We start from the raw sequence: 14,284 nt of genomic DNA, 5'->3' as shown, positions 1-14,284 counted from the left end.
TTTACTTAAAGCATAAAAAAATTAAAGGCGCATAGCGCCTTTAATTTAAGTAATTTTACCTGATTGTAAAACGAATAATAAATTTATTATTTAGTTTAAGACCTTTACCGGAACAAACAATGTATCTCCATTTCGATAAATAAGTAACGCTATCGTTTTACCTTTAGGTGTTTTATTTATTTCTCTATTAAATGCTCTCACTGAAGTTACGGGTGTGTTATTGAGTGCCAAAATAATATCTCCTTCCCTTATCTGTAATGAAACAGCAGGGCCAGAAGCTTTCGTTACAACCAGGCCATTCCTTCCATCAAGCATTTTTTTATCTTTAGCAGAGGCTTCTTTTAACACTAATCCTATTCTATTAGCGCTTTCTTTGATTGTCTTTTTATTTGAGGCCTGCATTCTATCATCAGGCATTTCACCAATCTTAACTCTAAGCGTTTTAATATTTCCTTTTCTCCAAATTTCAACAGGCACAACATTGTTAGGTTTGGTGAGCCTTACATATTTTGGGAGATCAGAGGATGTCTCAATCACCTTATTATTAAATTTAAGAATCACATCACCTGCTTCAATACCTGCTTTTCCTGCAGGAGCCCCTTTATTAACTGCTGCAACAAGTGCACCACTTTTATCTTTTAAGCCTAATGCCTCTGTTAGTTCATCTGTGACTTCTTGAATAGCAATCCCCAACCAACCACGAACTACCTTACCATTATTTTTCAATTGATCTGCGACATCCATTGCCACATCGATGGGAATAGCGAACGATAATCCCATGTAGCCTCCGGTACGACTATAAATTTGTGAGTTTATCCCAATAACTTCACCATTTGTATTGAATAAAGGGCCACCAGAGTTTCCAGGATTGATAGCAACATCAGTTTGTATAAAAGGGACGTAGTTTTCTTGTTGCGGTAGCGCTCTTCCTTTCGCACTCACGACACCAACAGTCATCGTATTTTCTAAACCAAATGGAGACCCAATAGCTGCTACCCATTCACCAACTTTTATATTTTTGGGGTTACCAAGTTTGACCGCCGGTAAATCTTTTGCATCAATTTTAAGTAAAGCAACGTCTGTTCTTCTATCAATCCCTAATAATTTTGCTTGAAACTCTCTTTTGTCAGCTAACTTGACGATAATAGAATCAGCCTCACCTACGACGTGGGCATTGGTAATAATATATCCATCTGATTCTAAAATAAATCCTGAACCCGTAGCACTCATTTGTTTTTGTTGTTGGTCATTTGGACCCATACCTGGTGGCATTGGTATACCAAAACGATTGAAAAATTCTTGCATATGTTCTTCTTGAGGAGATAGCTGCTGGTTTCCTCTGTTTACCGCATTCTTGATCGAGCTGATATTAACTACTTTGCTGCCTTGTTGCTCTGCAAGTACCGTAAAATCAGGCAGAGATACAGCATATGAAAAACTCATAAAAAATAAAAAAGTAGTAACCAGTTTGCTAAAAAAATTTATTTTCAAAATAGAATCCTTTTAATAGTTAATTAAAATTATTGGGTGCCCTTTTTTTTGCAATCACCCTTAGAATTCTAGTGCTCCACTAAAGGTGTTGACTGTTTCGGGGGGGACCACGCCGACCGACATAATTTGGTAACCATCTTGATACCTTGCACTGATATTAGTAGGCCCAATTTCGACTGTACCTTCTTTAGGTTCTGTCCCTCTTGTTATAGGTCTTATGAACAAAGAAACATAAGCTAATCCATCTGAAAATATTATTTGATAGTCAAGCAAATTTAAACCGTTGACTCTTCTAGAAATTAAATCGACTTCTTTGAAGCCTGAAGGTAGCTCCTTTAAATTCCAAAATTTATTCGATACATAATTCTCGACAAATTTATTCTTAGCTACATAAATCTTTGATAGATTGATATTTTTTTCAAAAATATCTTTATCAATGACTTTCCTGAATGCAATGGTTGTGAACGTAGATTGCTCAATCGTTTTATTTTTATTATTAGTCACAATAAGCTTCAACGGCAATAGGTTTTTATCATCAATCCAAATGTGATAATTAAATCTTAAATTATCTTTCGCTTTTAGCTCAATATGTTGCGCCATTCTATCTGCAACTCTTTTCTTTTCTCCAAAAGATAACAGATAGTTCTTTTTGAGGTGTTTAATATCTGATGGTAATACCGAGGGAAAAAGAAATTGATTTTTTCTCTTTTTAATTAACAATCCATCTTGGCTAGTTACATAAACCATATCACCAGAACAAAAAACTTCATTTGGAGCGCCATCAAGCATTTTAAGTAAGCAATATTCTTTATTATCAATATTTGCATGAATCACATGAGTAGAATTTGAATCTGAAGATGATTGACTATGAAATACACCCTCGTAGTTTAATTGTTGTGATGCTTTAGCTGATTTTTCAAGAATCAACCAGGGGTCTTCCATCGCGAAGGACAGAAGAGGGAAAACAAAGAAGAGTAAAGTAAGAAGTTTTTTAAAAAATGTCATCTACTTAGCAGAGTCACCAACTTGAATAAAGTAATTCATGTTGTTAGCTGTTGCTGCATGATGAGCGTTAATAATTTCTTGTGGTATGTCTTCTTTTGCTAGGAATTGATTGGTAGAAGTACTATTTACTTCAATATTAAATGCTGTTGAAGCGATAACAACTAGTACAGCAAGTGATGCTAACACAGGGAAGATTTCAAAGGACATGACTGCCGTACTTGATGAGTTAGCCTTAACTTGACCACCCATCTGAGTAGGTTCTTTATCGATAGCTGTCATAATTTTGTCAGTTAAGTTATTTTTTGGAAGGATTGTTTTTTTCTTTAAAACATCACTGATTAATTGATAATCAGACATCGAAGATCTCACTCCTGCCATTTTACTTTTCTTAGAGAGTAGCGTGTCTACTTCTTTATTATTGATTTCACTGTCAAACAGTGATGAAATTTTTTCGTTCATTTCTATAATTCCTTAGTTTACCAACGCTTGTTGGTTGTTTCGATTAATGGTTTAAGTTTTTCTGCAATTGTCTCACGAGCTCTAAATATTCTTGAACGAACGGTTCCAATTGGGCAGTCCATAAGTTCAGATATTTCTTCATAACATAATCCGTCGATTTCTCTCAAAGATATTGCTTCTCTTAATTCATCAGGTAAATTTTGAATTGCACCATTCACTGTGTCAGCAATTTGGTTTGACATCATCGTAGACTCTGGAGTTTCAGAAACTCTTAACTCAGACATTGACTCATAATTTTCCATTTCTTCAATTTCATTAGCGTCCATCGCCTTAGGTCTTTTACCTAGTGATACTAAATGATTTTTCGCTGTGTTAATTCCAATTCTGTAAAGCCATGTGTAAAAGGCACTGTCACCTCTAAAATTTCCGATTGCTCGGTAGGCCTTGATGAATGAATCTTGGACAATGTCTTCTATCTCAGATTGGTCTCGAACCATTCTTGAAATTAGGCGATATAATTTTAGTTGGTATTTCTCTACCAACAGACTAAAAGCTTGTTTGTCACCTTTTTGAGCCTTTTCAACCAATTTTTGGTCTAATGCTCTATCGGGATTTACAGGTTTGATTTCCATCTTCGAATTATCTAGTTTATTATTCGAGTTATTGTACACTGTAGAATTTTCAGAAACGACTTTTAGTGGTTGCATAATGAACTTCTTTCTTTTTTTTAAGAGACAATAAAATGACTAATAATATTATTAAAAGTTCCTAAATAATCAATAAAAAATGAAGAAAAAGAATTTTGATGTACTTATCATTGGAAGTGGTCTAGCTGGCCTATCCACCGCCTTAAAGTTAGCTGATCATAAGCGCATTGGTATTATTTGTAAAACAGAATTAACTGAAAGTTCAAGTCACTGGGCACAAGGTGGAGTTGCTGCAGCAATATCGCCCGAAGATCCTATTTCGTCACATGTAAATGATACTAAGAATGCTGGTGCTGGGCTATGTGATGAGGTTATCACTGAATTCGTAGCTAACAATAGTGAGAAGGCACTAGATTGGCTGATGAATCTTGGAGTTAATTTTACAAAAAATAAACAAAATAACGATTTACACCTCACTCGCGAGGGGGGGCACTCCCAGATGAGAATTGCACATGTTGCTGACACCACAGGCAAAGCAATTCAGGAACACTTAATTAAAAGGATTTTATCTCATCCTAATATTACTGTTCTAGAGCACCATATCGCCGTCGATATCATCACATCAGAAAAAATGAAGATTGATATGGAGAAAAATACTTGTCTCGGCGCTTATATTCTAAATAATAAAAATAATCATGTTGAAACATTCACATCAAACCATATTGTTTTAGCAACCGGTGGTGCAAGTAAAGTTTATCTCTACACCACGAATCCAGATGTCAGCACAGGTGATGGCATTGCCATGGGTTGGCGGGCAGGATGCAAAGTAGCCAACATGGAATTTGTTCAATTTCATCCTACCTGCTTGTTTGATGAAAAAGATAGATCTTTTCTTATCTCTGAAACCTTGCGGGGGGAGGGAGCTAAACTAGTGCTTCCAAGTGGCGAAACATTCATGGAAAAATATGATGATAGAGGTGATTTAGCCCCTCGAGATATTGTGGCCCAAGCGATTGATTATGAAATGAAACAAAAAGGATTAGTATGTGTGTATCTAGATATTAGTCATAAACCTGCGGACTTTATCAAAAAAAGGTTTCCAATGATTTTTGAACGTTGTCTAGACCGTGGGATTGATATAACAAAAGACCCTATACCAGTGGTGCCGGCGGCTCATTACACGTGTGGTGGACTCATGACTGATCGTGCAAGTAAAACAAATGTTAATCAGCTTTATGCCATCGGAGAAGTCTCTTTTACCGGGCTGCACGGTGCAAATCGTCTAGCAAGTAATTCCTTATTAGAATGTTTGGTGTTTTCTTCGACTGCCGCATCATCTATTTTAAATGATGACTTTACACATGATCATCAACTCCCAAAATGGGATGAGAGTCGAGTGACGGATGCTGATGAAGAAGTTTTGATTACGCACACTTGGAACGAATTGAGAAGGTTTATGTGGAATTATGTTGGGATTGTAAGAACTAATAAACGATTATCTAGAGCACTTCATCGCATTAATATGTTGAGGGATGAAGTTGGTGAGTTTTACAAGAATTTTAAGATCTCCTCAAACCTCATCGAATTAAGAAACTTATTGCAAGTCGCTGAATTAATAGTCCTTTCGTCAATAGAAAGGAAGGAAAGCCGAGGCTTGCACTACAGTAAAGATTTTCCGAAACCTGCTAAAATTGCAAAAAACACCATTCTAAACCCAGAAGATTACAGAAAATCATAGGGCTTATATTAGAGCCTAATAGCTTAAGTTTAAGAACTTTTTGATAGTTTTAAATATAAAAGAAAAGGTACAAGTAATGAAAATTTCTATGAATACAGTTGTTACGATGAACTACGAAATTCGTGATGTTGAAAACAATATACTTGAATCAAGCAAGGAACCCATTACCTATCTTCATGGAGGATATGACCAGATCTTTCCAAAAGTAGAAGAAGCGATTCATAATAAAAGCAAAGGAGATAAAATTGAAATTGCACTCGAACCTGCAGAAGCATTTGGTGAGTATGATCCAGGTTTAGTTCAATTAGAACTAACGAGCGCATTCCCTGAGTCACAACTTAAAGAAGGTATGGCTTTTGAGGGGGAGGATGAGAAGGGAGAAGTGATTATCTACTACGTCAAAAATATTGCTGATGGCAAGGTTGAGGTAGATGGAAACCATCCATGGGCAGGTCAAAAAATTAGCTTTCTTGCCACAATTGAGGATGTAAGATCTGCTAAAGACGAAGAGATCTCCCACAAACATGTTCATGGGCCTGGCGGGCATCAACATTAGAAATATTTATGTACGTCTATGTACGTCTAATTTTTAGATCTTCTGGTATGTGTTGCTGAATTATTTTAATTAATGGATCATAGATTTTTGGATTCGTTGCAACAATATTGCCAGTGAACAACCAATTGTTTTTTTCATCAAAATCACTCACGATTCCACCAGCTTCAGATACGATTAAACCACCTGCAGCCACATCCCATGTTGATAAATCAATTTCCCAAAATCCATCAAACCAGCCTGCAGCGACATAAGCTAAATCTAGTGCAGCAGATCCAGGGCGTCTAATGCCTGCCGTTTTTTTAACAATTTCCTCAAGGATGACAAGATATTGGGGGAGGTAGGTAAAGTCTCTGAAAGGAATGCCAGTTCCAATAATTGAATCTTGCAGTTTTGGGCTCTTAGAAACCCGTATTCTTCTATCATTTAAGTAAGCACCCTGCCCCTTTGATGCTGTAAAAAGATGATTTCTATTGGGGTCATACACAACTGCATGCGTAATTTCTTCCTTTTGCTTTAATGCAATAGATACACAGTATTGGGGTATATTATGCAAGAAATTCGTTGTTCCATCGAGTGGATCAATGATCCACATATTCTCTTTTTTTTCTGATAAACCACTTTCCTCAGCAATGAATCCATGGTCAGGGTAAGCTTGAGAAAGTACCCGTATAATTTCTTTCTCAGATGCTAAATCTACCTCACTTACAAAGTCATTCATATTTTTACTGGTAATGGTTAGCGAGCTAATATCTTCTGACGCACGAGTAATAATAGAGCCAGCTCTTCTGGCAGCTTTGATTGCGGTATTGAGTAACGGGTGCATAAGGACCTTATAAATTAAATGGTAAAATCACGGTTGTATATTTCGCAATCATTTTACAGAGAAATTCGATGTCATCCAAAATAAATTATGATCAGTTTAAGATTGTGCTCTGTCGAACCAGCCACCCCGGCAACATTGGTTCATCTGCACGCGCAATCAAAACCATGGGCTTTAGTCATCTAACACTGGTAAATCCAAAGCAATTTCCACATACTGAGGCCAATGCATTGGCGGCGGGGGCTGAAGATATCATCGCCAATGCAACTATTGTGAGTACGATTGAGGACGCAATAAAAGATAGTCACTTAATCATTGGTTTTACCGCAAGGCAAAGAGAGCTTTCCCAGGACCATAAAAACATAAGGGAGATCGCTAAAAGCCTTAAAAGTGAATCTCACAACAAAAAAATAGCCCTCCTATTTGGCAATGAAACTAATGGGTTATCGAATGATGAGGTTAAACATTGTCATATGCTCGGTTACATCAATTCAAACACAAATTACTCATCCCTTAACCTTGCGCAGGCTGTTCAAATTATCTGCTATGAAATTCGTATGCAATTAAGTGAAGAAACTGAAATAATTCAGCCGCCTAAAGAAAATGAATTGGTCACGCATGAAGTGCAAAATGGCTTTTATCTCCATCTAGAAGAATTACTAACAGAGATAGGTTTTTTAAAAAAAATACAAGGAGAACGTTTGATGCAAAGGCTTCGGTTGCTATTTAATCGAACCACCATGGAAAAAGATGAAGTGAATATATTAAGAGGCATACTGACCGATATACAAAAAAAAATTAAAGATAAAACTTAAATTTTTATGAGACAATATTTGTACTAAATTTTAAATTGAATATCAAAAAACTATTATGTTTAAAAAATTTAAAGAAGACCTCTCTATTGTTTTTGAAAGAGATCCTGCAGCCCGTTCCTACTTAGAAATATTGACCACTTACCCCGGAGTACATGCCATTTTAATTCATCGGCTTTCACATAAATTATGGTCCATTAAGCTTTTTTGGTTAGGTAGATTTTTATCACATATTGGTCGGTTTCTAACAGGAATTGAAATTCATCCAGGTGCACAAATTGGAAGGAGATGTTTTATTGATCATGGTATGGGTGTTGTAGTTGGTGAAACCTCAATTATTGGCGATGATTGCACCCTCTATCATGGTGTCACATTAGGTGGAACCTCATGGAAACAAGGCAAAAGACATCCAACCCTAGAAAATAAAGTGGTGATTGGTGCAGGAGCAAAGGTTTTAGGGCCTATTACGATTAAAGCTGGGGCTAGAATTGGATCAAATGCGGTTGTTGTAAGTGATGTCACAAAAGATGCAACGGTCGTCGGGATCCCTGCTCGCGCTGTCAAGGAAACTAAAAAAGGGACAAGCTTTAGGCCTTATGCCGTGGGTAAAGATGAAGATGATCCAATGGTGAAATCAATCCAAGCGCTTATTAATAAAGTCGCAAAACAAGAAAGAGAGATTGAGGCGCTCACTAAGAAAAAAGATAAGCCCAAAAAGGCATCTCCAAAGAGCACATAAACGAAGCTTTAATCTTGATTAATTTAGTCAAGTATTATAAAATCTAATTTTATTTGATACTTTAGACAATCATGAAATTAACCACTAAAGGTCGTTTTGCTGTTACAGCTATGCTTGATCTGGCTTTAAATGAAAAAGATATGCCCATTAAATTGTCTGAAATCAGTCAGAGGCAATCAATTTCATTGTCATACCTTGAACAACTTTTTGGAAAATTAAGAAAACAGGGTTTAGTTAAAAGCGTTCGCGGACCAGGCGGTGGCTACCTTGTAGCCAAAAATCATGACAATATTAGCATTAAAAATATTATCTCTTCAGTTGATGAGCAAATTGATGCAACCCAATGTGGCGGCAAAGAAAATTGTAACGAGGGGTATCAGTGCATCACCCATAATTTATGGACTACTTTGAATAGTAAGATTCTTGATTATTTAGAGTCAACCACACTAGATGAATTAGTTAAAACACAAAGAAATAAATCTGAGAATCAGTCTATTGAGTTTGCAACTAATAAAAATAATAGTGAGTCAAATAAAATGGGGGCTTTTTAATTTATAAATGATTTACCTAGATAACAATGCAACGACTGCCCTTCATCCTGAGGTCTTAAAGGTGATGTTACCTTTTTTAACTGCTCAACAAGGTAATCCTGCATCTAATCATACGTTTGGCAGAAGTGCCCATACAGCCATAGAAGAAGCGAGGGAAAAAGTTGCCGCTTCGGTGAATGCACATCCATCTCAAGTAATCTTTACTTCAAGTGGAACCGAATCAAACAACACGATTATAAATGGCATTGCAAAAGCTTATCCTGAGTCTCACTTTGGATTTAGCTCTATTGAACATCCTTGTATATCAGAGCCTATTAAATCATTAGCTAATCAGGGCTTCAAGGTTTCAGAAATTCCAGTTGATTCTAATGGCATCTTTAATATCTCTGATATCTCTGATGAAATGAAACAATCTTTAACTTTTCTTTCAGTCATGATGGCCAATAACGAAACAGGCGTCATACAAAATATTGCAGAAATTGCAGATTGGGCAAGAGATAATAAAATTCAGTTTCATACCGATGCAGTTCAAGCGTTGGGGAAAATTAAAGTTGATTTTGAAGCGCTTGATATTGATGCTATGACTATCTCTAGTCATAAAATTTATGGTCCTCAAGGTATTGCTGCGCTCATTATAAATAAAAAAATTGATCTATTTCCATATATGCAAGGAGGCGGTCAAGAAAAAGGTTTACGAAGTGGGACAGAAAATATTGCGGCTATTATTGGATTTGGGAAAGCTTGTGAACGTTCGAGTCAAAATAGAGTCATATTTGAACAAAATATTGACTTATTAAGGTCTACTCTTGAGAAAGCTTTAATAGATTTAGGAGCAATTATTTTTTGTGAAAAAAGTCATAGGTTGAGTAATACGACATTTTTCTCTTTTAAGAATATTGATGGGTCAACATTATTGACAGCCCTCGATAGAAAAGGATTTGCCGTCGCTAGCGGGTCAGCTTGTTCAAGTAAAAGCGATGAACCTAGTCATGTTCTTTTGTCGATGGGTGTTGATTTAGATTTAGCCCAGGGTGCTCTCAGAATTAGCCTGGGTGTGGAAAGTAATGAGAATGAAATTAATGACTTCATAGATACACTTAAAGATGAAGTAAATAGATTAAAACAATTGACTGCTGTGGCAGCCTAACAAAAATGATAAGGATATTATGAAAAACAAGTTATACGACATGCCAATTTATATGGATTACTCTGCAACTACACCGGTAGACCCTCGTGTTGCAGAAAAAATGATTCCCTACATTACGGAAGATTTTGGAAATCCAGCCTCAAGAAGCCATCCATATGGATGGACAGCTGAAAAAGCTGTTGAGGATGCTAGGAAAGAGATTGCACTATTGGTGAATGCCGATCCTAGAGAGATTGTTTGGACATCTGGTGCAACAGAATCCAACAATTTAGCAATTAAAGGAGCGAGTAACTTCTATTCTAAAAAAGGAAAACATATTATTACTCTGGCCACTGAACACAAGGCGGTGATTGATGCTGTGAGAGAATGTGAGCGAATCGGGTATGAGGCAACTTATATGGAGCCAGAACCTAATGGTCTGTTAGATATTGAAAAATTTAAATCAACGATACGACCAGATACCGTTTTAGTTTCAGTGATGTTAGTTAATAATGAAATCGGAGTAATCCAAGACATCACAGCCATTGGAAATATCTGTCGTGAAAATAATATCATTTTTCATGTGGATGCAGCTCAAGCGACCGGTAAAGTTAAGATTGATTTAGAGACACTACCAGTAGATTTGATGAGTTTTTCTGCTCATAAAACCTATGGCCCAAAAGGCGTGGGTGCCCTCTATGTTAGGCGTAAACCACGAATTCGAATAGAGCCACAAATGCACGGTGGTGGTCATGAAAGAGGTATGCGCTCTGGTACGTTAGCAACTCATCAAATTGTAGGTATGGGTGAAGCATTCAAAATTGCCAGAGAAGAAATGGATGAGGAAAATAACCGTATCAAAAACTTACAAGTAAAACTTCTCAAAGGCCTCACTGAAATTGAAGAAACTTATATAAACGGTGACTTGGAAAAAAGAGTACCTCATAATTTAAATATTAGTTTTAATTATGTCGAAGGTGAATCTTTAATCATGGCTATTAAAGGAATTGCAGTATCCAGTGGTTCAGCATGTACTTCAGCAAGTTTGGAACCGAGTTATGTTCTCAGAGCATTAGGTCGTTCGGATGAGCTTGCTCATAGTTCCATCCGTTTTTCTATCGGAAGATTTACCACTGAGTCCGATGTTGAGTTTACAATAGCGTTATTGAAAGAAAAGATCGATAAATTAAGAGAATTATCACCCTTATGGGAAATGTTTAAAGATGGTGTTGATTTAGAAAAAGTAGAATGGGCAGAGCATTAATTAATATTTATTTGGAGAACTAGCATGGCATATAGCGATAAAGTTTTAGATCATTATGAGAACCCAAGAAATGTTGGATCATTTAACAAAGAAGATTCAAATGTAGGTACGGGTATGGTTGGTGCACCTGCGTGTGGTGACGTAATGAAATTACAAATCAAGATGGGCAATGATGGAATTATTGAAGATGCAAAATTTAAAACCTATGGTTGTGGTTCTGCAATCGCTTCGAGTTCGTTAGTAACAGAATGGCTAAAGGGCAAATCATTGGACCAAGCATCAGAGATTAAAAATTCTGCCATCGCAGAAGAATTAGCTCTACCCCCAGTTAAAATTCATTGTTCTGTTTTAGCTGAAGATGCAATTAAAGCTGCCGTTGAAGATTTAAAATCTAAACAAAAATAAGATGTCAATCTCAATGACAGAAAAAGCTGCTAACAGAGCAAAAAGTTACCTAGACTCAAGAGGTAAGGGTGTTGGCTTGAAGCTTGGTGTAAAAACAACAGGCTGCTCTGGTATGGCATATGTATTAGAGTTTGTTGATGAAGTTAGCTCTGAAGACCAAATTTTTGAAAGCCATGGAATAAAAATTTTAGTTGATCCAAAAAGTCTTATTTATATCGATGGTACTGAATTAGATTTTGTAAGAGAAGGATTGAATGAAGGATTTCAATTTAACAATCCAAATGTGAAAGATAGTTGTGGTTGTGGAGAAAGCTTTACAGTTTGACCCAAAATTACTTTGAATTATTTAATCTTCCTGAAAAATTTCAAATAGATTTAGAGATGTTGCAAGAGAATTATCGCGCGATACAAAAAGAAATTCATCCAGATAGGTTTGCAACTTCATCAGAAAATGAGAAGGTTCAGTCGATGATTAAGTCCACACAGGCTAATGATGGTTATCAAACTTTGAAGTCTCCAATTAAAAGGGCAAAATATATTTTGTCGCTACATAAATCTGTTGAAAAAATTACACTTCCTCCTGATTTTTTAATGCAACAGATGGAATGGGAGGAACATTTTGAAGCCATTGAAAAAAATAGTAGTGAACTAACTGAGTTTAAATCGACTATCAATAAAAAATATGAGGAATATTCTTTATTGATTTCAACGCAAATTGATCATGATCATAATTGGAGTGATGCTGCCATCTCAATCGATAAACTTTATTTTATTGAAAAGCTTCTTCATAAAATTAATAATGCTCTTAGTTAAATAAATGGCACTCCTACAAATATCTGAACCTGGGAAAAGCACAATGCCTCATGAGCATAGGAGGGTTATTGGTATTGATCTTGGGACGACTAATTCCCTTGTGGCTTCGGTTGTTAGTGGCAGTCCAACTATTTTAAATATAAATGATAATTCAAACCTTCTACCTTCGATTGTTCATTACTCTAAAGACTCTGTTCTCGTTGGAAATGATGCAAAGAACCTTTTAAGTAAAGATCCAAAAAATACAATTTCATCAGCTAAAAGACTTATTGGTAAAACCATTAGTGATATCAATCAAGATCATTTTTCTCTTAACCTAGCTGATGGTGAAGGCGTTATAAATATAAAAACTTCAATTGGAATGAAAAACCCTATTGAAGTCTCTGCAGAAATTTTAAAGACACTTAAATCTGTTGCTGAAAAGAACTTAGGTGGTGAACTTATGGGTGCCGTCGTTACTGTTCCTGCTTATTTTGATGATGCCCAAAGACAGGCCACAAAGGATGCTTGTGAATTGGCAGGACTAAATGTTTTACGTTTGATTAATGAACCAACTGCTGCTGCAGTTGCTTATGGCTTAGATAAAAAATCGATGGGTCACTTTGTTGTTTTTGACTTAGGTGGTGGTACATTTGATGTTTCTATTTTGAACTTATCTAAAGGTTTATTTGAGGTTTTAGCTACTCATGGAGATGCCAATTTGGGAGGTGACGATTTTGATCAAGCAATTGTCAATTTTTTAAATGATAAATATAAATTAAAAGTAAAAGATATTGAAGTGCAGGCTCTTGTATCAATCCTTGCAAAAGAAATTAAAGAATCACTATCAACTAAAAACGAAGTGGTGATAGAGAAAAAAATTAGTGACATAGAAATTAAAGAAACTTTCACACAAGAACAATTTAAAACCTTAGTTCAAGACTTAATCCAACAAACACTTAAAGCAACTAAAAGTGCTTTAAGTGATGCACAACTAAATAATGACCAAATTGATGGCATTATCATGGTTGGAGGCTCAACACGCATGCCTTGTATTCAAGAGGCTGTGAAAAACTTATTTAAAAAAGAACTCCTTAATGATTTAAATCCAGATGAAGTAGTCGCGTTAGGGGCTGCTACCCAGGCAAATATTTTAGCGGGCAATGGAGAAGAAGATCTTCTGTTGTTAGATGTAACTCCGCTTTCCCTTGGTATTGAGACAATGGGAAGTATTGTGGGAAGAATTATTCCAAGAAATACAACGCTGCCTGTTGCGATGGCGCAAGAATTTACCACCTATAAAGACGGTCAAACTGCCATGATTATTCATGTTGTTCAAGGAGAGAGAGAATTAGTCGATGATTGTCGTTCTTTAGCCAAATTTACCTTAAAAAAAATCCCCCCTATGGTTGCAGGTGCGGCAAAAATTAAAGTTACCTTTCAGGTGGATACCGATGGTTTGTTATCGGTTTCTGCTGAAGAAACAACTACAAATGCGAAAGCATCTATAGAAGTAAAGCCTAGTTATGGTTTATCGGAGGATAAAATCAAAACAATGCTCCAATCTTCATTTGATTTAGCAGAAGAGGATAAGAATTCCAGAGTGCTTGCTGAAACTAAAATAGAGGCAATTCAATTAATTGAGCTAACACAAAAAGCCTTAGATACTGACAATGATTTGCTTTCAGAATCAGAATTCAATTCAATAAAAAAGGATCTGAGTGCCTTAATTGATTCCATCAAGTCATCAAATAACGATAAAATTAAAGAGGCGAATAAAAAATTAAATGCGCAAAGCGAGTCCTTTGCTGCAAAAAGAATGGATCGATCTATTCAAAAAGCCTTAACTGGAAAATCTATTAACAAACTGGAATTTTAA

Annotated in this window: 16 protein-coding genes; 11 read left to right on the top strand and 5 right to left on the bottom strand. The window is 36.1% G+C overall.

Translation table 11 applies throughout. The features are described 5' to 3' along the window. Positions 1–90 precede the first annotated feature (90 nt). The 4 genes from K6112_06550 to rpoE all read right to left on the bottom strand — a co-directional run bounded on the left by K6112_06550 (position 91) and on the right by rpoE (position 3,587). On the bottom strand, positions 91–1,443 hold the full coding sequence (locus K6112_06550) for a DegQ family serine endoprotease (protein QZP17676.1): 1,353 nt from the start codon (positions 1,441–1,443) through the stop codon (positions 91–93). A gap of 108 nt (positions 1,444–1,551) precedes the next feature. Further along, positions 1,552–2,496: a MucB/RseB C-terminal domain-containing protein gene (locus K6112_06545; protein ID QZP17675.1), complete on the bottom strand. Its 945-nt coding sequence runs from the start codon at positions 2,494–2,496 to the stop codon at positions 1,552–1,554. Continuing rightward, positions 2,497–2,955 carry a sigma-E factor negative regulatory protein gene (locus K6112_06540; protein ID QZP17674.1) on the bottom strand — a complete coding sequence of 153 codons (459 nt, stop codon included), beginning with the start codon at positions 2,953–2,955 and terminating at the stop codon, positions 2,497–2,499. Positions 2,956–2,972: 17 nt separating this feature from the next. Further along, positions 2,973–3,587: an RNA polymerase sigma factor RpoE gene (gene rpoE, locus K6112_06535; GenBank protein QZP18502.1), complete on the bottom strand. Its 615-nt coding sequence runs from the start codon at positions 3,585–3,587 to the stop codon at positions 2,973–2,975. 154 nt (positions 3,588–3,741) lie between these two features. On the opposite strand from rpoE, the gene nadB reads away from it, so the two are divergent. Beyond that, positions 3,742–5,340, top strand: coding sequence for an L-aspartate oxidase (gene nadB, locus K6112_06530; GenBank protein QZP17673.1), 1,599 nt, complete (start codon positions 3,742–3,744; stop codon positions 5,338–5,340). A 76-nt stretch (positions 5,341–5,416) separates the two neighbouring features. Beyond that, entirely contained in the window at positions 5,417–5,896 is a 480-nt protein-coding gene (locus K6112_06525) for a peptidylprolyl isomerase (protein QZP17672.1), read from the top strand. A gap of 16 nt (positions 5,897–5,912) precedes the next feature. Here K6112_06525 and K6112_06520 read toward each other — a convergent pair whose 3' ends face one another. Continuing rightward, entirely contained in the window at positions 5,913–6,719 is an 807-nt protein-coding gene (locus tag K6112_06520) for an inositol monophosphatase (GenBank protein ID QZP17671.1), read from the bottom strand. 68 nt (positions 6,720–6,787) lie between these two features. Between K6112_06520 and K6112_06515 the strand changes: the two genes are divergently transcribed. The 9 genes from K6112_06515 to hscA all read left to right on the top strand — a co-directional run bounded on the left by K6112_06515 (position 6,788) and on the right by hscA (position 14,284). Continuing rightward, positions 6,788–7,531 (top strand): RNA methyltransferase, encoded by a 744-nt coding sequence (locus K6112_06515; GenBank protein ID QZP17670.1) that lies wholly within the window; start codon positions 6,788–6,790, stop codon positions 7,529–7,531. Between the two features lie 55 nt (positions 7,532–7,586). After that, positions 7,587–8,267: a serine O-acetyltransferase gene (cysE, locus tag K6112_06510; GenBank protein ID QZP17669.1), complete on the top strand. Its 681-nt coding sequence runs from the start codon at positions 7,587–7,589 to the stop codon at positions 8,265–8,267. Positions 8,268–8,338: 71 nt separating this feature from the next. Further along, entirely contained in the window at positions 8,339–8,818 is a 480-nt protein-coding gene (locus K6112_06505; GenBank protein QZP17668.1) for an Rrf2 family transcriptional regulator, read from the top strand. Positions 8,819–8,825: 7 nt separating this feature from the next. After that, entirely contained in the window at positions 8,826–9,965 is a 1,140-nt protein-coding gene (locus K6112_06500; GenBank protein QZP17667.1) for a cysteine desulfurase, read from the top strand. Between the two features lie 40 nt (positions 9,966–10,005). Continuing rightward, the gene (locus K6112_06495) at positions 10,006–11,208 is read left to right on the top strand and encodes an IscS subfamily cysteine desulfurase (GenBank protein ID QZP18501.1); all 1,203 of its coding nucleotides are present in this window, start codon (positions 10,006–10,008) and stop codon (positions 11,206–11,208) included. Between the two features lie 24 nt (positions 11,209–11,232). Further along, entirely contained in the window at positions 11,233–11,613 is a 381-nt protein-coding gene (iscU, locus tag K6112_06490; GenBank protein QZP17666.1) for a Fe-S cluster assembly scaffold IscU, read from the top strand. Position 11,614: 1 nt separating this feature from the next. Then, on the top strand, positions 11,615–11,938 hold the full coding sequence (gene iscA / locus K6112_06485) for an iron-sulfur cluster assembly protein IscA (GenBank protein ID QZP17665.1): 324 nt from the start codon (positions 11,615–11,617) through the stop codon (positions 11,936–11,938). Continuing rightward, positions 11,935–12,426: a Fe-S protein assembly co-chaperone HscB gene (gene hscB, locus K6112_06480; GenBank protein QZP17664.1), complete on the top strand. Its 492-nt coding sequence runs from the start codon at positions 11,935–11,937 to the stop codon at positions 12,424–12,426. The genes iscA and hscB overlap by 4 nt, the downstream gene beginning before the upstream one ends. A 4-nt stretch (positions 12,427–12,430) precedes the next feature. Then, the gene (gene hscA, locus K6112_06475) at positions 12,431–14,284 is read left to right on the top strand and encodes a Fe-S protein assembly chaperone HscA (protein QZP17663.1); all 1,854 of its coding nucleotides are present in this window, start codon (positions 12,431–12,433) and stop codon (positions 14,282–14,284) included.

The organism is Methylophilales bacterium (assembly GCA_019823025.1).
Classification (GTDB): domain Bacteria; phylum Pseudomonadota; class Gammaproteobacteria; order Burkholderiales; family Methylophilaceae; genus BACL14.
This window is presented reverse-complemented; position numbering and strand designations above follow the sequence as displayed.

What these genes read in the sequence shown, in the direction of transcription:
- K6112_06500 (QZP17667.1), top strand. Translation starts at nt 8,826, where the DNA reads ATGATTTACCTAGATAACAATGCAACGACTGCCCTTCATCCTGAGGTC.
- nadB (QZP17673.1), top strand. Translation starts at nt 3,742, where the DNA reads ATGAAGAAAAAGAATTTTGATGTACTTATCATTGGAAGTGGTCTAGCT.
- K6112_06525 (QZP17672.1), top strand. Translation starts at nt 5,417, where the DNA reads ATGAAAATTTCTATGAATACAGTTGTTACGATGAACTACGAAATTCGT.
- iscA (QZP17665.1), top strand. Translation starts at nt 11,615, where the DNA reads ATGTCAATCTCAATGACAGAAAAAGCTGCTAACAGAGCAAAAAGTTAC.
- K6112_06495 (QZP18501.1), top strand. Translation starts at nt 10,006, where the DNA reads ATGCCAATTTATATGGATTACTCTGCAACTACACCGGTAGACCCTCGT.
- K6112_06505 (QZP17668.1), top strand. Translation starts at nt 8,339, where the DNA reads ATGAAATTAACCACTAAAGGTCGTTTTGCTGTTACAGCTATGCTTGAT.
- K6112_06545 (QZP17675.1), bottom strand. Translation starts at nt 2,496, where the DNA reads ATGACATTTTTTAAAAAACTTCTTACTTTACTCTTCTTTGTTTTCCCT.
- cysE (QZP17669.1), top strand. Translation starts at nt 7,587, where the DNA reads ATGTTTAAAAAATTTAAAGAAGACCTCTCTATTGTTTTTGAAAGAGAT.
- hscA (QZP17663.1), top strand. Translation starts at nt 12,431, where the DNA reads ATGGCACTCCTACAAATATCTGAACCTGGGAAAAGCACAATGCCTCAT.
- rpoE (QZP18502.1), bottom strand. Translation starts at nt 3,587, where the DNA reads ATGGAAATCAAACCTGTAAATCCCGATAGAGCATTAGACCAAAAATTG.
- K6112_06520 (QZP17671.1), bottom strand. Translation starts at nt 6,719, where the DNA reads ATGCACCCGTTACTCAATACCGCAATCAAAGCTGCCAGAAGAGCTGGC.
- K6112_06550 (QZP17676.1), bottom strand. Translation starts at nt 1,443, where the DNA reads ATGAGTTTTTCATATGCTGTATCTCTGCCTGATTTTACGGTACTTGCA.
- K6112_06515 (QZP17670.1), top strand. Translation starts at nt 6,788, where the DNA reads ATGTCATCCAAAATAAATTATGATCAGTTTAAGATTGTGCTCTGTCGA.
- K6112_06540 (QZP17674.1), bottom strand. Translation starts at nt 2,955, where the DNA reads ATGAACGAAAAAATTTCATCACTGTTTGACAGTGAAATCAATAATAAA.
- iscU (QZP17666.1), top strand. Translation starts at nt 11,233, where the DNA reads ATGGCATATAGCGATAAAGTTTTAGATCATTATGAGAACCCAAGAAAT.